Annotated in this window: 16 protein-coding genes; 14 read left to right on the top strand and 2 right to left on the bottom strand. The window is 70.7% G+C overall.

The features are described 5' to 3' along the window. Positions 1–113 precede the first annotated feature (113 nt). On the bottom strand, positions 114–1,061 hold the full coding sequence (locus ACGFYP_RS12895) for a hypothetical protein (protein ID WP_393490801.1): 948 nt from the start codon (positions 1,059–1,061) through the stop codon (positions 114–116). A 138-nt stretch (positions 1,062–1,199) separates the two neighbouring features. Between ACGFYP_RS12895 and ACGFYP_RS12890 the strand changes: the two genes are divergently transcribed. After that, positions 1,200–3,821: a valine--tRNA ligase gene (locus ACGFYP_RS12890; protein WP_393490796.1), complete on the top strand. Its 2,622-nt coding sequence runs from the start codon at positions 1,200–1,202 to the stop codon at positions 3,819–3,821. Positions 3,822–4,011: 190 nt separating this feature from the next. Further along, complete coding sequence (locus ACGFYP_RS12885) at positions 4,012–5,154, top strand: sensor histidine kinase (RefSeq protein ID WP_393490790.1); 1,143 nt, start codon at positions 4,012–4,014, stop codon at positions 5,152–5,154. Between the two features lie 83 nt (positions 5,155–5,237). Here the strand turns inward: ACGFYP_RS12885 and ACGFYP_RS12880 are convergent, their stop codons facing one another. Continuing rightward, positions 5,238–6,257 (bottom strand): rod shape-determining protein, encoded by a 1,020-nt coding sequence (locus tag ACGFYP_RS12880; protein WP_393490783.1) that lies wholly within the window; start codon positions 6,255–6,257, stop codon positions 5,238–5,240. 100 nt (positions 6,258–6,357) lie between these two features. Between ACGFYP_RS12880 and ACGFYP_RS12875 the strand changes: the two genes are divergently transcribed. The 12 genes from ACGFYP_RS12875 (at position 6,358) to ACGFYP_RS12820 (ending at position 21,364) form a co-directional block, all read left to right on the top strand. Further along, positions 6,358–7,866, top strand: a complete 1,509-nt coding sequence (locus tag ACGFYP_RS12875) for a bifunctional folylpolyglutamate synthase/dihydrofolate synthase (RefSeq protein WP_393490777.1) — start codon at positions 6,358–6,360, stop codon at positions 7,864–7,866. A gap of 5 nt (positions 7,867–7,871) precedes the next feature. Beyond that, positions 7,872–8,234, top strand: a complete 363-nt coding sequence (locus ACGFYP_RS12870) for a DUF4233 domain-containing protein (RefSeq protein WP_393490772.1) — start codon at positions 7,872–7,874, stop codon at positions 8,232–8,234. Between the two features lie 172 nt (positions 8,235–8,406). After that, a complete protein-coding gene (gene ndk, locus ACGFYP_RS12865) occupies positions 8,407–8,820 on the top strand; it encodes a nucleoside-diphosphate kinase (RefSeq protein WP_361969061.1) in 414 nt (137 codons plus the stop codon). A gap of 385 nt (positions 8,821–9,205) precedes the next feature. Continuing rightward, positions 9,206–10,225, top strand: coding sequence for a rod shape-determining protein (locus tag ACGFYP_RS12860; RefSeq protein ID WP_361969059.1), 1,020 nt, complete (start codon positions 9,206–9,208; stop codon positions 10,223–10,225). Positions 10,226–10,353: 128 nt separating this feature from the next. Continuing rightward, positions 10,354–11,427, top strand: coding sequence for a rod shape-determining protein MreC (mreC, locus tag ACGFYP_RS12855; protein WP_393490761.1), 1,074 nt, complete (start codon positions 10,354–10,356; stop codon positions 11,425–11,427). A gap of 3 nt (positions 11,428–11,430) precedes the next feature. Then, the gene (gene mreD / locus ACGFYP_RS12850; RefSeq protein ID WP_361969055.1) at positions 11,431–12,099 is read left to right on the top strand and encodes a rod shape-determining protein MreD; all 669 of its coding nucleotides are present in this window, start codon (positions 11,431–11,433) and stop codon (positions 12,097–12,099) included. A 19-nt stretch (positions 12,100–12,118) separates the two neighbouring features. Continuing rightward, entirely contained in the window at positions 12,119–14,314 is a 2,196-nt protein-coding gene (gene mrdA / locus ACGFYP_RS12845) for a penicillin-binding protein 2 (RefSeq protein WP_393490755.1), read from the top strand. Positions 14,315–14,318: 4 nt separating this feature from the next. Then, a complete protein-coding gene (gene rodA, locus ACGFYP_RS12840; protein WP_393490750.1) occupies positions 14,319–15,518 on the top strand; it encodes a rod shape-determining protein RodA in 1,200 nt (399 codons plus the stop codon). A gap of 172 nt (positions 15,519–15,690) precedes the next feature. Continuing rightward, on the top strand, positions 15,691–17,220 hold the full coding sequence (locus ACGFYP_RS12835; protein ID WP_393490746.1) for a CHAD domain-containing protein: 1,530 nt from the start codon (positions 15,691–15,693) through the stop codon (positions 17,218–17,220). Between the two features lie 50 nt (positions 17,221–17,270). After that, positions 17,271–19,199, top strand: a complete 1,929-nt coding sequence (locus tag ACGFYP_RS12830) for a TIGR03960 family B12-binding radical SAM protein (RefSeq protein WP_393490739.1) — start codon at positions 17,271–17,273, stop codon at positions 19,197–19,199. Positions 19,200–19,268: 69 nt separating this feature from the next. Beyond that, positions 19,269–20,447 (top strand): hypothetical protein, encoded by a 1,179-nt coding sequence (locus ACGFYP_RS12825; RefSeq protein WP_393490732.1) that lies wholly within the window; start codon positions 19,269–19,271, stop codon positions 20,445–20,447. Between the two features lie 125 nt (positions 20,448–20,572). After that, on the top strand, positions 20,573–21,364 hold the full coding sequence (locus tag ACGFYP_RS12820; protein WP_361969043.1) for a TIGR03936 family radical SAM-associated protein: 792 nt from the start codon (positions 20,573–20,575) through the stop codon (positions 21,362–21,364). Positions 21,365–21,422 lie beyond the last annotated feature (58 nt).

The following is a 21,422-nucleotide window of genomic DNA, read 5'->3' as shown; positions in this document are numbered from 1 at the left end:
CCCCCCCGGCCGGGCGCCCCCCCCGCGCCCCCCCCCCCCCGCGCGCCGCCCCCCCCCCGCCCCCCCCCCCCCCCCCCCCCCCCCCCCCCCCCCCCTCTTGTCCGTTCAGACGGTCACAGCTTGACGCGGACTTCCTTGCGGAACTTGGCGGTGGTGGCGGCGGCGTCCTCGGGCGCGGTGCCCTTGCCGCTCAGCAGTGAGGCCATGTCCATCGGGATCACGAAACCGAGCGTGCTGTGGTCGCCCCACACGCACACCGACATGGTGAACTCCGTCGGGCCCGCGCCCGCGTCGGCGCCGGCCTTCGGCTTGCTCTTGATCTGCTGGCACTTCAGGACGGCGCCGTCGAACTCGGCAGGCGTGTACGGCTTGGGCTCGCCGATCAGTTCGGCCTCGGCGTCCTTGTCCTTCTTGGACTCCGCGTTGATGGTGGCGAAGACTCCGTCCACGACCGCCTCGGGGTCGGCGATCTCGCCGTAGACACCGCCGAACTGGATCAGCTTCCCGCCCAGCGGGTTCGTCGTGTCCTTCACCTCGTAGCCGGCTTCGACCTGCTTCGCGTTCTTCACGCCGTTCTTCTCGGCGTCCTTCAGGAAGTCGTCGTTGTCCGAGCCGCCTCCGCTTTCCTCCTTGGACTTCTTGTACTCGGTGAGCACGGTCTCCGGAGTGATCAGCTTGTGCGGGCCGTCGTTCGCGACCGAGGAGCCGCCGCCACCCGCCGTGAAGTACCAGGCGCCGCCCGCGATCAGGGCGAGCGCCACGATCGAGGCGCCGACGATCAGGCCGGTCTTGGACTTCTTCGGGGCCGGCGGGGGCGGCGGGTAGCCGCCGGGGCCCTGCGGGGCGCCGTACGGGGGCTGCTGGCCGTACTGGGGCTGCTGCTGCGGGTAGCCGTACGGCTGCTGCTGCGGCGGCACGCCCTGGGGTGCCTGCTGCGGGTAGCCGTAACCGGGCTGCGGCGCTTGCGGCTGCTGGCCGTACGGGCCGGGCTGGCCCGGCTGACCGTACGGTCCGGGCTGCTGAGGCTGACCGCCGTACGGGCCCGGCTGGTTGTAGCTCATGGACAGGTTCCCCTCACAGGATGTTTATGCGTAGCGAACATCCTGTCGGACACCGTGCCCCGCATGGGCGGCGGGGGGCACACCGTTACGGAACAATCGAGTTTCAGGTCAACCCCGTCGCACCCCTAAACTGACCCCGTGACCGAGAACACTCAGCAGCAGCCAGCAGCCAACCCCGAACTGCCGACCCAGTACGCGCCGGCCGAAGTAGAGGGGAAGCTGTACGAGCGCTGGGTAGAGCGGGGTTACTTCGAGGCCGACGCGAACAGCGAGAAGCCGCCGTACACGATCGTCATCCCGCCGCCGAACGTCACCGGGTCGCTGCACCTGGGCCACGCCTTCGAGCACACGCTGATCGACGCCCTCACCCGCCGCAAGCGGATGCAGGGGTACGAAACGCTGTGGCAACCGGGCATGGACCACGCGGGCATCGCCACCCAGAACGTCGTCGAGCGTGAGCTCGCCAAGGAGGGCAAGTCCCGCCACGACCTGGGGCGCGAGGCGTTCGTCGAGCGCGTCTGGCAGTGGAAGGGCGAGTCCGGCGGTCAGATCTCCGGGCAGATGAGGCGGCTCGGCGACGGCGTCGCGTGGTCCCGTGAGCGGTTCACCATGGACGAGGGTCTCTCCCAGTCCGTCCAGACCATCTTCAAGAAGCTCTACGACGACGAGCTGATCTACCGCGCCGAGCGCATCATCAACTGGTGCCCGCGCTGTCTGACGGCGATCTCGGACATCGAGGTCGAGTACCAGGACGACGACGGCGAGCTCGTCTCCATCCGGTACGGCGAGGGTGACGCGTCCATCGTCGTCGCCACCACCCGCGCCGAGACGATGCTCGGTGACACCGCCGTCGCCGTCCACCCGGACGACGAGCGGTACAAGCACCTCGTCGGCACCGAGATCGAGCTGCCGCTGACCGGCCGTCGGATCCCGGTCGTCGCCGACGAGCACGTCGACCCCGAGTTCGGTACCGGCGCCGTCAAGGTGACGCCCGCCCACGACCCGAACGACTTCGAGATCGGCCAGCGCCACGGCCTGCCGAACCTCGCCGTCATGGACGAGCGCGCGGTCATCACCGCCCACGGCCCCTTCCAGGGCCTTGACCGCCTGGAGGCCCGCTCCGCCATCGTCGCCGCGCTGCGCGCCGAGGGCCGGATCGTCGCCGAGAAGCGTCCGTACGTCCACTCCGTCGGCCACTGCTCGCGCTGCAAGACCACCATCGAGCCGCGCCTGTCGATGCAGTGGTGGGTCAAGGTCGGCCCGCTCGCGAAGGCCGCCGGCGACGCGGTCCGCGACGGCAAGGTCAAGATCCACCCGCAGGAGATGGAGAAGCGGTACTTCGACTGGGTCGACAACCTGCACGACTGGTGCATCTCGCGCCAGCTCTGGTGGGGCCACCGCATCCCGGTCTGGTACGGCCCTGAGGGTGAGATCGTCTGCGTCGGCCCCGACGAGGAGCCGCCGTCCGGCGAGGGCTGGCACCAGGACACCGACGTCCTCGACACCTGGTTCTCCTCCGGCCTGTGGCCGTTCTCCACGCTCGGCTGGCCCGAGCAGACCGAGAGCCTGAAGAAGTTCTATCCGAACTCCGTCCTGGTCACCGGCTACGACATCCTCTTCTTCTGGGTCGCCCGGATGATGATGTTCGGTCTGTACGCGATGGACGGCACCCCGCCGTTCCACACCATCGCCCTGCACGGCATGGTCCGCGACCAGTTCGGCAAGAAGATGTCGAAGTCCTTTGGCAACGCCGTCAACCCGCTGGACTGGATGGACGAGTACGGCTCCGACGCCGTCCGCTTCACCCTGGCCAACGGCGCCAACCCGGGCGTCGACGTCCCGATCGGCGAGGACTGGGTCAAGGCCTCCCGTAACTTCGCCAACAAGATCTGGAACGCCACCCGCTTCGCGCTGATGAACGGCGCGACGGTCGAGGGCCCGCTGCCGGACCCGTCGGAGATGTCCGCGACGGACCGCTGGATCCTCTCCCGTCTCAACAAGACGGTCGCCGAGGTCGACGCGTACTACGACGACTACCAGTTCGCGAAGCTCGCCGACGCGCTCTACCACTTCGCGTGGGACGAGGTCTTCGACTGGTACGTCGAGCTGTCGAAGACGACGTTCTTCGCGGGCGGCGAGGGTGCCAAGGTCTCCGGCCGGGTCCTCGGCGAGGTCCTGGACGTGATGCTGCGGCTGCTCCACCCGGTCGTCCCGTTCGTCACCGAGACGCTCTGGACCACGCTCACCGGCAAGGAGTCCGTCGTCATCGCCGACTGGCCCACCGACTCCGGCTTCCGCGACGACGCCGCGGAGAAGGAGATCGAGCTGGTCCAGCAGGTCGTCACCGAGGTCCGCCGCTTCCGCTCGGACCAGGGTCTGCAGCCCGGCCAGAAGGTTCCGGCCCGTCTCGACCTGGCCGGTACCGCGCTCGCCCCGCACGAGGCGGCCATCCGTCAGCTGCTGCGTCTCCAGCCGGAGGGCGAGGAGTTCGCCGCCACCGCCTCCCTGCCGGTCGCCGGTGCCACGGTCGCGCTGGACCTGTCCGGCACGATCGACGTGGCGGCCGAGCGGAAACGGCTCGCGAAGGACCTGGCCGCCGCCGAGAAGGAGAAGGCGCAGGCGAACGGGAAGCTCGGCAACGAGGCGTTCCTGGCCAAGGCCCCGGACAACGTGGTCGACAAGATCCGTACGCGGCTCGCCAAGGCGGACGAGGACATCGCCCGCATCCAGGCACAGCTGGAGCGGCTGCCGCAGGCGTAGTGAGTGACGCGGGGGGCCCGGAACCGTTCGGTTCCGGGCCCCCTGCGTTTGGAGCCGACGCCCAGCTCGTCCTGGGATGCTTCGTGCGCATTCAGTAGTCAAACAGTAGATTGACTGGAGTGCCCGATCTCACACGAGAAGTGACTAAAGTCCAGGGTGATGGGTCGAAGGACCTTGGATGATGGAAGGCATGTCCCGACTGCCCGCCTTCCCCGCGCTGCGCGCCCGCGTGGACCGGTGGGCGGGTTCGCCCCGCGCCCTGGACGTCGTCACGGCGGTGAGCGCCTTCGCGCTGATGTCCCTCGACGTGCCGGGCCTGGCCCGCGCGGACAACTCCCTGACCGGCGCCACCGCCTCCCTCGTCCTGGCCGCCGGGGCCGCGACGCTCGTCCTGCGGCGACGGCTGCCCTGGGCGCCGTTCCTGGTGGCGCTCGCCCTGATGGGCTGGCTGCACGAGCTGACGATGATTCAGTTCGCCCTCTACTCGCTGGGCCGGTTCCGGGGGCGCAGGGTCGCGGTCGTCGCGACGGTGCTCTACGTGGGCGTGGCGTACGCCCTCTTCCTCACACCCGGCTGGCCGGCCCGGCACGGCGAGACGGTCAGCGAGTTCCTCAGCCTCGTCGTGCCCATCGGCGTGCTCGCGGCCGGTGTCGGCATCGCCGCGTACCGCCAGGACCTGGTGCGGGCCCTGGAGTCCCAGCGGGCGGAGGCGGCGGCGCGGCAGGCCGTCCAGGAGGAGCGGATCTCGGTCGGGCGGGACGTCCACGACCTGGTGGGGCGTGAGCTGACCGTGCTCGCCGTACGGGCCGAGGTGCTCTCCGTACGGGCCCGGGGCGCGGCGTACCAGAAGGACTTCGAGGAGCTCGCGGACACCGCGCGGCGGGCCCACCACATGCTGAACGAGACGATCGTGCGGCGGGCCGACGGGGGCGCGGCGACGCCCGGTCTCGAAGGGCTCGCCGTGCTCGCGGAGGAGAGCGAGCGGATGGGGAGCCCGGTCGACCTCACGGTCGCCGACGAGGCCAAGGCGCTCTCCCCGCTGCGGCAGGCGGCCGTCCACCGGGTCGTCCAGGAGTGCCTGACGAACGCGGCCAAGCACGCGCCGGGGCTCCCGGTGACGGTGACGATCTCGGTGACGGGCCGCGACCTGCGCGTCGACGTCCGCAACCCGCTCCCTGAGACCCCGCCGGACCGCGTCCCGGTCTCGACGGGCACGGGCCTGTTCTCCATGCGGGAGCGCGTCACCAGCATGGGCGGCAGTCTCACGGCCGGCCAGGACGGCACGACGTACGCGGTGACGGCGCTGCTCCCGACGGGCTTCACGCGCGCGTAGTCCCCCTGGCGCGCATGGAGGCCCCCTGGCCCTCACGCGCGCGTGGCCCCTGGCGCGCACGTAGGCCCCTCGCCCCCCAGCCGTCAGCGCCCGCTCTCCGCCCGCCCCAGCACCCGCTGCAGGTTGTCGAAGTCCTCCACGCAGCGGCCCGAGCCCAGGGCCACGCAGTCCAGGGGGTCGTCCGCGACGAAGACCGGGATGCCCGTCGCCGAGGCCATCCGCAGGTCCAGGCCCGGCAGCAGCGCGCCGCCGCCCGTGAGGACGATGCCGTGCTCCATGACGTCGCCCGAGAGTTCCGGAGGGCACTCCTCCAGCGTCGTCCGGACCGCAGCGATGATCGCCTCCACCGGCTCGTCCAGGGCCGCACGTACCTCCGGAACCGTCAGCTCCAGCGTCTTCGGCAGCCCGCCGACCCGCTCCCGGCCCCGCACCGTGAACGTCGCCCCCTCCCGCTCCTCCGCGCCCGGCACCGGCCAGGCCGAGCCGATCGCCACCTTGACGTCCTCCGCCGTGCGCTCGCCGATCAGCAGCGAGTGCTCCTTGCGGACGAAGTCGGTGATCGCCGCGTCCAGCCGGTCGCCGCCCACCCGCAGCGACCGCGCCGTGACGATGCCGCCGAGCGAGATCACCGCCACCTCCGTCGTACCGCCGCCGATGTCGACGACCATCGAGCCGCGCGGGTCCGAGACCGGCAGCCCCGCCCCGATCGCCGCCGCCATCGGCTCCTCGATGAGATGGACCGCGCGGGCGCCCGCCGAGCGCGAGGCGTGCACGATCGCCCGGCGCTCCACCGGCGTCACCCCGCTCGGCACGCACACCACCATCCGGGTGCGCGGCCTGCGGCCCTTCACGGCCTTGCGGACGAAGTGCCGGATCATCTCCTCGGCTGCCTCGTAGTCGCTGATCACCCCGTCCCTCAGGGGGCGGATCGCCGTGATCGAACCGGGAGTCCTGCCGATCGTCTCCTTCGCCTCCGTGCCGACCGCGAGGGCCGACCTCGATCCCTCCTGGACCGCCACCACCGACGGTTCGTTGAGCACGATGCCCTGGCCGCGGGCGTAGAGGAGGGTGTTCGCGGTGCCGAGGTCGATACCTATGTCCATGATCGCCAAGTTTGCCGGGCCCGGTCGGCGGACGGTGGGCCGAAAGTCCCGAAAGGGGTGGGTCCATGGTCCTGTCGGTACCCCTCCGTAGACTGGGCCCGTGAGTGAGCCCCGCGACCAGTCCGGCGAGTCCGACCCGTTCGACGACATCGTCGCCTCCGAGACCGACAGAGACCCCGACCTGGCGGTGATCGAGGCCGGCAGCCGTACGCTGCGCGCGCAGTCCGGCCCGCCCCAGGGTGACCCCGTGCCCGCCCGGCCCGCCGACCCGGAGGTGGACAAGGCGCTCCGCGAGGTCGAGACCGAGCTGTCGACCCGCTGGGGCGAGACCAAGCTCGAGCCCTCGGTGACGCGCATCGCGGCGCTCATGGACGTCCTCGGCGAGCCCCAGCGCGCGTACCCCTCCATCCACATCACCGGGACGAACGGCAAGACGTCCACGGCCCGGATGATCGAGGCGCTGCTCGCCGCGTTCGAGCTGCGCACCGGGCGGTACACCTCGCCGCACGTGCAGTCGATCACCGAGCGGATCAGCCTGGACGGCGCCCCGATCTCCGCCGAGCGGTTCATCGAGACGTACGAGGACATCAAGCCGTACGTCGAGCTGGTCGACGCCCGCGAGGAGTACCGGCTCTCCTTCTTCGAGGTCGTCACGGGTATGGCGTACGCGGCCTTCGCCGACGCGCCGGTGGACGTGGCGGTCGTCGAGGTCGGCATGGGCGGCACCTGGGACGCGACGAACGTGATCGACGCCCAGGTCGCCGTCGTCACCCCGATCGACCTGGACCACACCGACCGGCTCGGCGGGACGCCCGGCGAGATCGCGGTCGAGAAGGCCGGGGTCATCAAGCAGGGCGCGACGGTCATCCTCGCCCAGCAGCCGGTGGACGCGGCCCAGGTCATGCTGAAGAAGGCCGTCGAGGTCGACGCGACGGTGGCCCGCGAGGGCATGGAGTTCGGCATCGTCGCCCGCGAGGTCGCGGTCGGCGGCCAGCTGCTCACCCTGCGCGGGCTCGGCGGCGAGTACGAAGAGGTCTTCCTGCCGCTGCACGGCGCGCACCAGGCGCACAACGCGGCGGTCGCCCTCGCGGCGGTCGAGGCGTTCTTCGGGATCGGCGCGGAGCACGCCCGCACCCTGGACGTCGACACCATCCGGCGCGCCTTCGCCTCGGTGGCCTCCCCGGGCCGCCTGGAGGTCGTCCGCAAGTCCCCGACGGTCATCCTGGACGCGGCGCACAACCCGCACGGCGCGCGGGCCACGGCCGACGGCATCAGCGAGTCGTTCGGCTTCTCCCGGCTCATCGGCGTGGTCTCCACCAGCGCCGACAAGGACGCCAAGGGGCTGCTCGAAGCCTTCGAGCCGATCTTTGCCGAGGTCGTCGTCACGGCGAACTCCAACCCGCGCGCCACGGACGTCGACGCGCTCGCGGCGATCGCCGTGGAGGTCTTCGGCGAGGACCGGGTGGTCGTCGAGCCGCGTCTGGACGACGCCATCGAGGCCGCCATCACCCTTGCGGAGGAAGAGGGCGAGTTCAGTGGGGCGGGTGTGCTCGTGACCGGTTCGATCTTCACGGTCGGGGACGCCCGGCTGCTGCTGGGAAGGCGCTGAATCCGATGCGTACGCTCTGTGCCTCGACGCTGATCGGCGAGTTCTTCGTGATCGGCTTCGCCGGGCTCGTCGCGATGAAGGACGACAGTCTGTCGATGTCCACCGTCTGGTGGGTCTGCGGCGTCGCGATGCTGCTGTCGGTGCTGCTCTGCGGGATGATCACCCGTCCGGGCGGGGTCCAGCTCGGCTGGGCGCTGCAGATCGCCCTGATCGCGAGCGGTTTCTTCGTCCCGGTGATGTTCTTCCTCGGCGCGGCCTTCGCAGCCCTGTGGTGGGCCTCGTGCCACTACGGCGCGAAGATCGACGAGGTGAAGGCCCGCTGGGCCGCCCAGGCTGAGGCGGCGGGCCCGGAGCCCGAGGCGAGCTAGGGCAGGGACGGGCGAGAACCGGACGGTCGGCCTCCGGGCGGGACCCGGCTCGGCCCCGGCGCCCCGCGGGGCGCCGGGGTGTGCTGGGGGAGGGCTTGACGCTGAGTAATCGGCGCTGGATCCGGCCCTGTAGCCTCTGAGTCCCGCACACCGGATTGAAGGAGTCCCCACCGTGAGCCAGCGCACTCTCGTCCTGCTCAAGCCCGACGCCGTCCGCCGTGGCCTGATCGGCGAGATCATCGGTCGCATCGAGCGCAAGGCCGGCTGGACCATCTCCGCGCTCGAACTGCGCGAGCTGAGCCAGGAGACGCTGGAGCAGCACTACGGCGAGCACAAGGGCAAGCCCTTCTACGAGCCGCTGATGGGCTTCATGCAGTCCGGCCCCGTCGTCGCCCTGGTCGTCGAGGGCGAGCGCGTCATCGAGGGTCTGCGGACCCTCGCAGGACCGACCGACCCGATCGCCGCCGCCCCCGGTTCCATCCGTGGCGACTACGGCACCATCGTCCGCGAGAACCTGATCCACGCCTCGGACTCCGAGGAGTCCGCCATCCGGGAGATGAAGCTCTTCTTCCCCGGCCTGGCCTGATCCGGGGCTGACGGGTCCGACGGGTCCGACGGGTCCGACGGGTCCGACCGGTCCGACGGGCCGAATGGTCCGACTGGTCCGTCTGGTCCATCCATGAACCTCCCGTTCTGACCCGATGTCAGCCATCCACCGCAACGAACCTGGGGCGACCGAAGGAATTTCGGTCGCCCCCGGGCATATGAACGGTGCGAGCGGGAACGCATCGCACCGTCCTGTCGTCACCTGTACAGAGGTGGACCACCGCGCGGTATCCGTGTGGGCGGCACTACGATGGAAAACTCCACGCCGTAGCACCCGAACACCCACCACCTCGCCTACCTGAGAAGCCGTCAACGCTCCGATTGGGAAGGCTCGACGCATCCTCATGGGAAACAAGGGGAACTCAATGTCGTTCATCGGCCGTGACATGGCTGTCGACCTCGGGACCGCCAACACGCTGGTGTACGTCAGGGGTCGAGGCATCGTTCTGAACGAGCCGTCCGTCGTCGCGATCAACACCAACACCGGCGGGATCCTGGCGGTCGGCTCCGAGGCGAAGAAGATGATCGGCCGGACGCCCGGCAACATCGTCGCCGTCCGGCCCCTGAAGGACGGTGTGATCGCCGACTTCGAGATCACCGAGCGGATGCTCCGCTACTTCATCCTCAAGATCCACAAGCGCCGCTACCTGGCCCGCCCCCGGGTCGTCGTCTGCGTGCCCTCCGGCATCACCGGAGTGGAGCGCCGCGCCGTCATCGAGGCCTCGACCCAGGCCGGCGCCCGTCAGGTGCACATCATCGAGGAGCCCATGGCCGCGGCCATCGGCTCGGGCCTGCCGGTCCACGAGGCCACGGGCAACATGGTCGTCGACATCGGCGGCGGCACGACCGAGGTCGCCGTGATCTCGCTCGGCGGAATCGTCACGGCACAGTCCATCCGGGTGGCCGGCGACGAGCTCGACAACGCGATCATCCAGCACATCAAGAAGGAGTACTCGCTCCTCCTCGGTGAGCGCACCGCCGAGCAGATCAAGATCACCATCGGCTCGGCCTACGACATGGACAAGGACGAGCACACCGAGATCCGCGGCCGTGACCTCGTCTCCGGTCTGCCCAAGACCGTGGTCATCTCGGCCGCCGAGGTCCGCAAGGCCATCGAGGAGCCGGTCAACGCCATCGTCGACGCGGTGAAGACGACGCTCGACAAGTGCCCGCCCGAGCTCTCCGGTGACGTGATGGACCGCGGCATCGTTCTCACGGGTGGTGGCGCCCTCCTGCGCGGCCTGGACGAGCGGCTGCGCCGCGAGACCGGGATGCCGATCCACATCGCCGAGGATCCGCTGGACTCGGTGGCCCTCGGCTCGGGCAAGTGCGTGGAGGAGTTCGAAGCCCTCCAGCAGGTTCTGGACGCCCAGCCCCGCCGATAACAAGTGGGTAGCTTTCGGCTCGCGATCGGCTGTACGGGTGGCAAGACCCCCCGTACAGCCGATCGTTGATATAACGACACAAACCGCACAGAACAACCGAACCCCGAGGAAAGGCACGGCCGCCGCACGTGAGGGACACACGAGAGAGCCGGCTGCTCCTGGTGCTGCTGATCGCCATCGCGTTCGCACTGATCACGGTGGACATCCGCGGCGGCGAGGAGTCACCGGTCGACGGCGCCCGGCAGGCAGCCGCCGCGGTCTTCGGCCCGGTCGAGAACGGCGTCGCGGCGGCCGTCGACCCCATCGGCAACGCCATAGGGGCGGTACGCGACTCCGGCGAGCGGCACGACCGCATCGCCGCCCTGGAGCGCGAGAACGCCGCCCTCAAGGCCAAGCTCGGCAGCGACGACCGCAACCGCAGCCGCCTCCGCGAGCTCGACACCCTGCTCAAGACGGCCGGCGCCGGGCAGTACGGCATCAAGGGCGCCGAGGTCATCGCCATAGGAGCGGCCCAGGGCTTCTCCTGGACCGTCACCATCGACGCCGGCGCCGACGACGGCATCGAGCGGGACATGACCGTCCTGAACGGCTCCGGTCTGGTCGGCCGCGTCACCACGGTCGGGCCGTCCACCGCGACCGTGCTCCTCGCCAGCGACCCCGACTTCACCGTCGGCACCCGCATGGAGAAATCGGACGAGCTCGGCTTCGCCACCGGCCAGGGCAACGGGCCGCTCCTCGTCCAGCTCCTCAACGGCAAGGCGAAGGTGAAGGCGGGCGACCGCCTCGTCACCTTCGGCTCGCAGGCGAACAAGCCCTTCGTGCCCGGGGTCCCGGTCGGCGAGGTCGTCCGCGTCGACCCGCTGGGCGGCGGTCTCACCCGCAACATCTACGTCCGCCCGTACGTCGGCTTCTCCAAGCTCGACATCGTCGGCGTCGTCGTCCAGGCCCCGCGCACCAACCCCCGCGACATGGTCCTGCCGCCCAAGCCCAAGCCCGCCCCGACCGTCACCGTCACGGTCACCCCGCCGCCACCCGCCGGCGAGCAGCAGGGACAGGAGCAGGGACAGGGCCAGCAGCAGGCGGAGCCGCAGGGCCAGCCGCAGGGCGAGGGCCAGCAGCCGGGGCAGCAGCCGCAGCAGCCACAGACCGGACAGCAGCCGCAGCAGGGGCAGAAGCCCGAGAACGAGCAGCAGGGGGACTGAGGCATGAAGTTCAACCGGATCCTGCTCTCCAGCACGCTCGTCGTCGTCGCCCTGGTCATCCAGGTCTCCGTCCTCGCGCGCCTCCAGCTCCCCGGCGCCGTACCCGATCTCGTCCTGCTGACCGTCCTCGGCCTCGCGCTCGTGTACGGCCCCGTCAGCGGCTCCCTCATCGGCTTCGGGGCCGGCCTCCTCGCCGACCTCGCCCCGCCCGCCGACCACGCCGCGGGCCGCTACGCCCTGGTCCTCTGCGTCATCGGCTACCTCGCCGGACTCGCCCGCCCCGACAACGGCCGACTCAAGTCGGCCAGCGGCCCGATGGCCGTCGTCGTCGCCGCGTCCATCGGCTCCACGCTCCTGTACGCGGGTGTCGGCGCCCTCGTCGGCGACACCGCCGCCCGCCATGTCGGCCTCGGCTTCCTGCTCTTCACCGCGGCCGTCTACGACCTCCTCCTCGCGCCCTTCACCGTGCCCCTGATCATGGCGCTGGCCCGGCGCGCGGAGAACGATCCGCTCGCGGCGGCCGAGAACTCCGGCGGAACCGACGTCGCCTCCGGCTGGCTCAGCTCCGGCACCGGCCTGCAGATCGGCAGCCAGCGCGGTGGCCTGCGCGTCAAGGCCGCCCGTACGAGAGCGGCGCGCGCCGGACGCATCAAGGGAGTCAAGCGACTGTGACCGAGGGGGCAAGGGCAGCATGAGCAACATCCCGGAGACCGGGCGGACCCCCAGGGTCCAGGTCCGGCTCGTCATCATCCAGATCCTCGTCTTCTCCCTGCTCCTCACCCTCGGCGGACGCCTCTGGTACCTCCAGATCCGCAACGGCAAGGAGTACACCGAGGAGGCGAAGAGCAACCACGTCCAGCGGGTCGTCCAGCCCGCCGTGCGCGGCTCGATCCTCGACGCCCGCGGCGTCCCGCTCGCCGACAACGAGACCCGGCTCGTGGTCTCCGCGTCCCGCACCGACCTGATGAAGATGAAGGACGACGGCAAGGGCGTCCTCACCCGCCTCGCGGGCGTCCTGGGCATGAAGCCCAAGGACGTCATGGACAAGGTCCGGCTCTGCGACTCCAAGACCCCGCAGCCCTGCTGGAACGGTTCCCCCTACCAGCCGATCCCGATCACCGACGAGGCCACCACGCAGCAGGCGCTGCGGATCCGGGAGAGCACCGAGGACTTCCCCGGCATCACCGCCGAACTCACCGCCGTACGCCGCTACACGGCACCCGGCAAGGCCCGCACCGCGCAGGTGCTCGGCTACCTCTCGCCGGTCACCGACGAGGAGATCCAGAAGGCCAAGGACACCGAGTCGCCGCACCTCCGCTCCGACCAGGTCGGCCGCTCCGGCCTCGAACGCACCTACGACAAGGAGCTGCGCGGCAAGGCGGGCGTCACCTCCTACGAGGTCGACAAGGTCGGCCGGGTCATGGGCCAGACCGAGGCCGAGCCGGGCGTGCCCGGCTCCACCCTCGTCACCAGCATCGACGCCCGGGTCCAGTCCGTCGCCGAGTACGAGCTCGCCCAGGCGATGAAGGTCGTCCGCGGCGAGACCGACAAGATCACCGGCCGTAAGTACGAGGCCGACGCGGGCGCCGTCGTCGTCATGGAGTCGAAGACCGGCCGTGTCGTCGCGATGGCCTCCCAGCCCGACTACGACCCCAACGCCTGGGTCGGCGGCATCTCCGGCAAGGACTACGCGCAGCTCACCAGCAAGGGCTCCAACTACCCGCTGCTCAACCGCGCCATCCAGGGCCAGGCCCCGGCCGGCTCCATCTTCAAGGTGGTCTCGGCGAGCGCCGCCGTGCGGGCCGGGTACGACTTCAACGACAAGTACAACTGCAGCAGCTCCTACAGCCTGGGCAGTCGCAGCTTCGCGAACTTCGAGTCCCAGGGGCACGGCCCCATCACCCTCGGCGACGCGCTCAAGTTCTCCTGCAACACCGTCTTCTACGCCCTCGGCCACAAGGAGTGGCAGCGCGACGGCGGGCTCAAGCCGAACAAGAACACCCACGACTGGTTCTACAAGACCGCCCGGGACTTCGGGCTCGGCTCCGAGACCGGCGTCGACCTGCCGAACGAGGTCACCGGCCGCATCCCCGACCGCCAGTGGAAGCAGAGGTTCTGGGAGGCCAACAAGGACTCCTGGTGCAAGCAGGGCAAGAAGGGCGGCACGTACGTCGAGCAGATCGCGTACGAGAGCTGCCTCGAAGGCAACCAGCTGAAGGCCTACGACAGCATCAACTACGCGATCGGCCAGGGAGACGTCCTCGTCACCCCCATCCAGATGGCCACCGCCTACGCCGCCATCAGCAACGGCGGCACCCTCTTCAACCCCACCATCGGCAAGGCCGTGATCAGCCCCGACGGCAAGAGCGTCCAGGAGATCAAGCCCGAGTCCCACGGCAAGCTGCCGGTGAACGCCCAGACGATCCGGGACCTCGACAAGGGGCTGCGCTCCGTCGTCGAGCCCGGCGGCACCGCCGCCTGGCGGTTCGGCGGCTGGCCGCAGGACAAGATCCCCATGCGGGCCAAGACCGGCACCGCCCAGGTCTACGGCAAGCAGACCACTTCCTGGTTCGCGACGTACACCGACGACTTCACGATCGTCATGACGATCTCCCAGGGCGGTACGGGCTCCGGCGCCTCGGGACCCGCCGTGCGCAACATCTACGACGCGCTCTACGGCCTCGACGACGCGGGCAACCAGGACCTCAAGCGCGCCCTGCTGCCCAAGCCGCAGTCGACGCTCCCGAAGGTCCAGCCCGACGGCTCCATCGACGCGCCGGACGTCAAGGCGTACGACCCGAAGTCGCAGCTCGTCGACCCGGAGAAGCAGGGCGAGGGACAACAGCCGCTCGCGGGGCCGCCGCCGCACGCCAGGACTGGGGACTGAACCGATGACCGCACCTCACGGCTTCTCCGTCTCCCGGTACGCCCCCGAGCGCGGCACGCTGGCGAAGCTGGCCGCCCGCGACTCGGTGGTGCGCCGCCTCGACTGGCCGATCCTGCTCTCCGCGCTCGCCCTGTCCTTCATGGGCGCGCTGCTCGTCTGGTCCGCCACCCGCGGCCGTACCGAGCTGAACGCCGGAGACCCGTACGCCTTCCTTTTCCGGCACACGCTGAACACCGGCATCGGCCTCGCCCTGATGATCGGCACGATCTGGCTCGGCCACCGCACCCTGCGCGGCGCCGTCCCGATCCTCTACGGCATCTCGATCCTGCTGATCCTGGCCGTCCTCACCCCGCTCGGCGCGACCATCAACGGCGCGCACGCGTGGATCGTGATCGGCGGCGGCTTCTCGCTCCAGCCCAGCGAGTTCGTGAAGATCACGATCATCCTGGGCATGGCGATGCTGCTCGCGGCCAAGGTCGACGCGGGCGACCAGGTGCACCCGGACCACCGGACCGTCGCCAAGTCCCTGCTCCTGGCCGCGCTGCCGATGGCCATCGTCATGCTGATGCCGGACCTCGGCTCGGTGATGGTCATGGCGGTGATCGTGCTCGGTGTGCTGCTCGCCTCCGGAGCCTCCAACCGCTGGGTCCTCGGCCTCATCGGCACCGGAGTCGTTGGCGCGGTCCTGGTCACCGCGCTCGGCCTGCTCGACGAGTACCAGATCAACCGCTTCGCCGCCTTCGCCAACCCCGAGCTCGACCCGGCGGGCGTCGGCTACAACACCAACCAGGCGCGGATCGCGATCGGCTCCGGAGGCCTGTACGGTGCGGGGCTCTTCAACGGCCACCAGACCAGCGGCCAGTTCGTCCCCGAGCAGCAGACCGACTTCATCTTCAGCGTCGCCGGCGAGGAACTCGGCTTCCTCGGCGGCGGGCTCATCATCGTGCTGCTCGGCGTGATCCTCTGGCGGGCCTGCCGGATCGCCCGGGAGACCACCGAGCTCTACGGCACGATCGTCGCGGCCGGAATCATCGCCTGGTTCGCCTTCCAGTCCTTCGAGAACATCGGCATGGCGCTCGGCATCATGCCGGTGGCGGGTCTGCCACTGCCGTTCGTCTCGTACGGCGGCTCGTCGATGTTCGCGGTGTGGGTGGCGATCGGACTGCTCCAGTCGATCAGGGTGCAGCGGCCGATGACGGCCTGAGGCGCGCCGGGAACGGCCTGAGGCGGGCCGGGAGCGGGCCCGAGCCAGGCCTGAAGCGGGCCTGAGACAGGCCTGAGCGGGCCTGAGACAGGCCCGAGCCAGGCCTGAAGGGGGTGCGAGACAGGCCTGACGCGGACTCCCCTTCCGTTCACATCCCGTCTAGATTCGATTCATGGCGGAGACCAAGCGCGAGATCGAGCGGAAGTACGAAGCCACGGCCCGGACGAAGCTGCCCGACCTGGCACGCGTGGCCGGGGTCGCCTCGGTCGCGGACCGGGGCGTCACCGAGCTCGACGCGGTCTACTACGACACGCCGGACCTGCGGCTTGCCGCCGACTCCCTCACCCTCCGCCGCCGCACGGGCGGCGACGACGAGGGTTGGCACCTCAAGTTCCCGGTCGCCTCGGGGATCCGCGACGAGATCAGGGCCCCGCTCTCGGAGAGCCTCCCGAAGCCCCTGGCGGGCCTGATCCGCTCCCGGACCCGCGCCGAGGACGTCGTCCCCGTCGTCCGCCTCCGCTCCTCACGCAGCGTCCGCCACCTCGTCGACGAGGCGGGCGCGCTCCTTGCGGAGGTCTCCGTGGACACGGTCCACGCCGAACGCCTCCCGAAGGGCCCGGACACCTCCTGGACGGAGATCGAGGTCGAACTCGCCGACGACGCGGACCCCGAGATCCTCGACGCGGTCGAGAAACGTCTGAAGAAGGCGGGCATCGCCGCGTCGACGTCGTCGTCGAAGGTCGCGAGGGCCCTGGCGGAGACGGGGACACCGGCACCGGAGGTGCCCGACGACTCTCCGGGGGACGGGGACGGGGACGACACCGCCGGCGGGCGGGTCCTCGCGTACGTACGGGAACAGGTGGAGGCGCTCGTCGCCCTCGACCCCGCCGTCCGGCGCGACCTGCCCGACTCCGTGCACCAGATGCGCGTCGCCTGCCGCCGCCTCCGCAGCGCCTTCAAGAGCTACCGCAAGGTCCTCGACCGCACCGCCACCGACCCGCTCGGCGACGAGCTCAAGTGGCTGGCCGGTGAACTGGGCTTCGCCCGCGACCAGGAGGTCCTGCACGAGCGCCTCCGCGCCCGGCTCGACGAGATCCCCCGCACCCTCGCCCTCGGCCCCGTCCGCGCCCGCCTCCGGATCTGGCACCACGCCCACAGCGGCGGCGCCCGCCGCAAGGCCCTCGCCGCCCTCGACTCCGCCCGCCACCTCGCGTTGCTCGACGCCCTCGACGCGCTCCTCGCCGACCCGCCGCTCCTCAAGGCCGCCCACGACGCCCCGGAGCCCGTCCTCGCCGCCGCCGTCCTCAAGGACTACGACCGCCTCGCCACCCGCGTCGACCACGCCCTCGCCCTGCACCCAGGACACGACCGCGACCTCGCCATGCACGAGGCCCGCAAGGCCGCCAAGCGCGCCCGCTACGCCGCCGAGGCTGCACGGCCCAGCCTCGGCAAGCCCGCCAAGCGCTTCGCCAAACGGGTGAAGGCCGTCCAGACCCTCCTCGGCGACCACCAGGACAGCGTCGTCGCCCGCGGGGCCCTGCGCGACCTCGGCGTCCAGGCCCACGCGGCCGGCGAGTCCGCCTTCACCTGGGGACTCCTCCACGGCCAGGAAGAGGCGGCAGGCGCGGCCCGCGAACGCGAGTTTCCCGAGGTCTGGGCCAAGGCCTCGGCCCCGGAACTGCGGGCGGCACTGACCCCGTGAGCACCGGGTACGCTTGAGAGTCGCCCCCTGCCAGCTCACGAAGGTTCGAGATGTCTGCTGCCGAGTCTGTCTTCCCGCAGCTCGAAGCTCTGCTCCCGCACGTGCAGAAGCCGATTCAGTACGTCGGTGGAGAGCTGAACTCCACGGTCAAGCCGTGGGAGTCCGCCGACGTCCGCTGGGCGCTGATGTACCCGGACGCGTACGAGGTCGGTCTGCCCAACCAGGGCGTCATGATCCTCTACGAGGTACTGAACGAGCGCGAGGGCGTCCTGGCCGAGCGGACGTACAGCGTCTGGCCGGACCTCGAAGCGCTCATGCGCGAGCACGACGTCCCGCAGTTCACCGTCGACAGCCACCGGCCCGTCGGCGCCTTCGACGTCTTCGGCCTGAGCTTCTCCACCGAGCTCGGCTACACCAACATGCTCACGGCCCTCGATCTGGCGGGCATCCCGCTGGAGTCCAAGGACCGGACCGTCGACCACCCGATCGTGCTCGCCGGCGGCCACGCCGCGTTCAACCCCGAGCCGATCGCGGACTTCATCGACGCGGCGATCATCGGCGACGGCGAGCAGGCCGTCCTCGACATGACCGAGATCATCCGCGCCTGGAAGGCCGAGGGCCGCCCCGGCGGCCGCGAGGAGGTCCTCCTCCGGCTCGCCAAGACCGGCTCGGTCTACATCCCGGGCTTCTACGACGTCGAGTACCTGCCGGACGGCCGTATCGCCCGCGTCGTCCCGAACAGGTCGGGTGTCCCGTGGCGCGTCTCGAAGCACACGGTGATGGACCTCGACGAGTGGCCGTACCCGAAGCAGCCGCTGGTGCCGCTCGCCGAGACGGTCCACGAGCGGATGTCCGTCGAGATCTTCCGCGGCTGTACCCGCGGCTGCCGTTTCTGCCAGGCCGGCATGATCACGCGCCCCGTGCGGGAGCGAAGCATCACCGGCATCGGCGAGATGGTCGAGAAGGGTCTCAAGGCGACCGGCTTCGAGGAGGTCGGCCTGCTCTCCCTCTCCTCCGCCGACCACACCGAGATCGGTGACATCGCGAAGGGCCTCGCGGACCGCTACACGGACGACAAGATCGGCCTGTCGCTGCCGTCGACCCGCGTCGACGCCTTCAACGTCGACCTGGCCAACGAGCTGACCCGCAACGGCCGCCGTTCCGGTCTCACCTTCGCCCCCGAGGGCGGCTCCGAGCGCATGCGCAAGGTCATCAACAAGATGGTCTCGGAGGAGGACCTGATCCGTACGGTCTCGACGGCGTACGGCAACGGCTGGCGCCAGGTGAAGCTGTACTTCATGTGCGGCCTGCCCACCGAGACCGACGAGGACGTCCTCCAGATCGGTGACATGGCGGTCAACGTGATCGCCAAGGGCCGCGAGGTCTCCGGCCAGAACGACATCCGCTGCACGGTCTCCATCGGCGGCTTCGTCCCCAAGCCCCACACGCCGTTCCAGTGGGCCCCGCAGCTCTCGGCGGAGGAGACGGACGCGCGCCTGGAGAAGCTCCGGGACAAGATCCGCGGCGACAAGAAGTACGGCCGCTCGATCGGCTTCCGCTACCACGACGGCAAGCCCGGCATCGTCGAGGGCCTGCTCTCGCGCGGCGACCGCCGGATCGGCGCGGTCATCCGCGCGGTGTACGAGGACGGCGGCCGCTTCGACGGCTGGCGCGAGCACTTCTCGTACGACCGCTGGATGGCCTGCGCGGACAAGACGCTCCCCGAGATGGGCGTCGACGTCGACTGGTACACCACCCGCGAGCGCACCTACGAGGAGGTCCTGCCCTGGGACCACCTGGACTCGGGCCTGGACAAGGACTGGCTCTGGGAGGACTGGCAGGACGCCCTCGACGAGACCGAGGTCGAGGACTGCCGCTGGACCCCGTGCTTCGACTGTGGCGTGTGCCCGCAGATGGACACCCAGATCCAGATCGGCCCCACGGGCAAGAAGCTGCTGCCGCTGACGGTCGTCAAGTAGCGCGTAACACTCCGGCGACGGCCCGGCGTAAGGGGAAACCCTTCGCCGGGCCGTCGCGTCATGTCCGGCATGAGCATGGAGAAGCCCCAGCCCCGTCCGGCCGAGCCCGAGGGCTGTCTGACGGCGGTCATCAGGATTCCGGTGCGGATCGTGGTGCTGGTGATCGTCGTTCCGGTACGGATGGTCTGGGACGTGCTGGTCGTCTGCGCCCGCGCCCTCGACCGCACGGTCCTGCGCCCGACGGGCCGCGCGCTTGCCTGGCTGGGCAGGGCGTTGTTCGTCCGGCCCTGGGTCTGGCTGTGGCGGCAGGTCGTGCTGCCGGTCGTGCATCACGCGCTCGTGGTTCCCGCCCTGTGGCTGTACCGGCAGGTCCTGACTCCGCTGGGGCACGGGCTGGCCTGGCTCCTCACCATGCTGGGCAAGGCGTTGTTCGTGTGGCCCTGGGTCGCGCTGTGGCGGTACGTGATCGTCCCGGTCGCCCGCTACGGGATCGGGGTTCCCGCCGCCTGGGTGTACCGGTGGTTCCTCACCCCGCTCGGCGTCGGCGTCGCGTTCCTGGTCCTCGGGCTGTGGCGGTACGTCGTCGTCCCGGCGGCCCGCTACGGCGTCGCGCTGCCGCTCAGCCGGCTCCACCGCCATGTCCTCACCCCGCTCGGACACGGTCTGGCCTGGTTGTTCAGCGTCGTGGGGGCCGGGGTCCTGGCCGGTGCGGTCCGGCTCGGCAAGGCCCTCTTCGTGTGGCCCTGGGTCGCGCTGTGGCGGTACCTCGTCGTGCCCGTCGTGCGGTACGGGATCGTCGTCCCACTCGTCTGGCTGTACCGCCGCGTCCTCACCCCGGCCGGGCGCGAGCTCGTCGACGCGCTGCGGGTCTGCTGGCGGGTCGCCGGCTTCATCTCCCGGGCCGTCGGGCGCGCCCTCAAGTGGGTCGCCTGGAATCTCGTCGGGCGGCCCACCGTCCGGGTCTACCGGAGCGTCTGCGCTCCCGTCGGGCACTGGGTCCGCGACCAGGTCTGGGCGCCCGCCCGGAAGGCGGCCGTCGGGGCAGGGCGGGTCGCCCGGGAGGTCCTCGCCTCCGCGCGTGCGACCGTGCGGCAGGCGCGCCGTGACGCGTGGCGCGCGCTCGTCGGCGCACCCCGGGTGACGGAGCCTGGGGAACCGGTGGTGGCCTCTACGCGTACTCTGGGTAGTACAACAACCGCCTCCGGCGCGGCGCCCACACCCGAGATCTCCCTGCGAAAGCGGGGGTGAGCCGGGCGGGCCCCCCAGAGGCCACCCGTCTGTTCGAGGGTGGCGCGGCACCCGCGCCCGCCCCGCACCGAGGAGAAGAACCACTGGGCAAGCGACAGCCCGAAGGCCCGCCGCCCGCACCGGCGGTGCAGCGCATCCGACTGCGCTACACCAAGCGCGGCCGCCTCCGGTTCACCAGCCACCGTGACTTCCAGCGCGCCTTCGAGCGTGCGCTGCGCCGCGCCGAGGTGCCCATGGCGTACTCGGCCGGCTTCACCCCGCACCCCAAGGTGTCGTACGCCAACGCCGCCCCCACGGGTACGGGCTCCGAGGCCGAGTACCTGGAGATCGCCCTCACCGAGACACGGGACCCGGAGACTCTGCGGGCCCTGCTCGACGAGTCGCTCCCCACCGGTCTCGACATCACCGACGCCGTCGAGGCCCGCACCTCGGGACTCGCCGACCGGCTCACCGCCTCCGTGTGGGAGCTCCGGCTCGACGGTGTCTCCCCCGAGGACGCGGAGAAGGCCGTCGAGGCCTTCCTCGCGGCCGAGACCGTGGAAGTACAGCGCAAGACGAAGAACGGCATCCGTACCTTCGACGCCCGCTCCGCCGTCGCCGAGCTCGTCGCCGACCGTCCACAGGCACGTTCCGGAGCTGATAGGCCCCTGGACAATGCCTGTGCGATACTGCGGCTGGTTGTTCGGCACGTGACACCTGCCGTGCGACCCGACGACGTCCTGTCCGGTCTCCGAGCTGTGGCCGACCTGGCGCCGCCGGTCCCCGCAGCGGTGACCAGGCTGGCGCAGGGGCTCTTCGACGAGGAGTCCGGCACGGTGACCGACCCGCTCGCGCCCGACCGCGAGGCAGTCACGGCCGCTCCACCCACGGCCGCCGCGACCGCCTCAGCGACGGCGCCGGGTACCGGTTCCGCGTAGGGAGCGGTCGTTGTAGCGCAGCCCTGGCACTCGGGAGCCACCTGGGTCGGGCAGCGCA

This window comes from Streptomyces sp. NPDC048370, from assembly GCF_043200825.1.
Lineage (GTDB): Bacteria > Actinomycetota > Actinomycetes > Streptomycetales > Streptomycetaceae > Streptomyces.
The sequence above is the reverse complement of the archived record's forward strand: the minus strand, read 5'-3'. Positions and strand labels throughout refer to the sequence as shown.

Excerpts from the sequence above, each read along its gene's own strand:
- ACGFYP_RS12895 (WP_393490801.1), bottom strand. The coding sequence starts at position 1,061 with ATGAGCTACAACCAGCCGGGCCCGTACGGCGGTCAGCCTCAGCAGCCC.
- ACGFYP_RS12885 (WP_393490790.1), top strand. The coding sequence starts at position 4,012 with ATGTCCCGACTGCCCGCCTTCCCCGCGCTGCGCGCCCGCGTGGACCGG.
- ACGFYP_RS12880 (WP_393490783.1), bottom strand. The coding sequence starts at position 6,257 with ATGGACATAGGTATCGACCTCGGCACCGCGAACACCCTCCTCTACGCC.
- ACGFYP_RS12870 (WP_393490772.1), top strand. The coding sequence starts at position 7,872 with ATGCGTACGCTCTGTGCCTCGACGCTGATCGGCGAGTTCTTCGTGATC.
- ACGFYP_RS12860 (WP_361969059.1), top strand. The coding sequence starts at position 9,206 with ATGTCGTTCATCGGCCGTGACATGGCTGTCGACCTCGGGACCGCCAAC.
- mreD (WP_361969055.1), top strand. The coding sequence starts at position 11,431 with ATGAAGTTCAACCGGATCCTGCTCTCCAGCACGCTCGTCGTCGTCGCC.
- mrdA (WP_393490755.1), top strand. The coding sequence starts at position 12,119 with ATGAGCAACATCCCGGAGACCGGGCGGACCCCCAGGGTCCAGGTCCGG.
- rodA (WP_393490750.1), top strand. The coding sequence starts at position 14,319 with ATGACCGCACCTCACGGCTTCTCCGTCTCCCGGTACGCCCCCGAGCGC.
- ACGFYP_RS12835 (WP_393490746.1), top strand. The coding sequence starts at position 15,691 with ATGGCGGAGACCAAGCGCGAGATCGAGCGGAAGTACGAAGCCACGGCC.
- ACGFYP_RS12830 (WP_393490739.1), top strand. The coding sequence starts at position 17,271 with ATGTCTGCTGCCGAGTCTGTCTTCCCGCAGCTCGAAGCTCTGCTCCCG.
- ACGFYP_RS12825 (WP_393490732.1), top strand. The coding sequence starts at position 19,269 with ATGAGCATGGAGAAGCCCCAGCCCCGTCCGGCCGAGCCCGAGGGCTGT.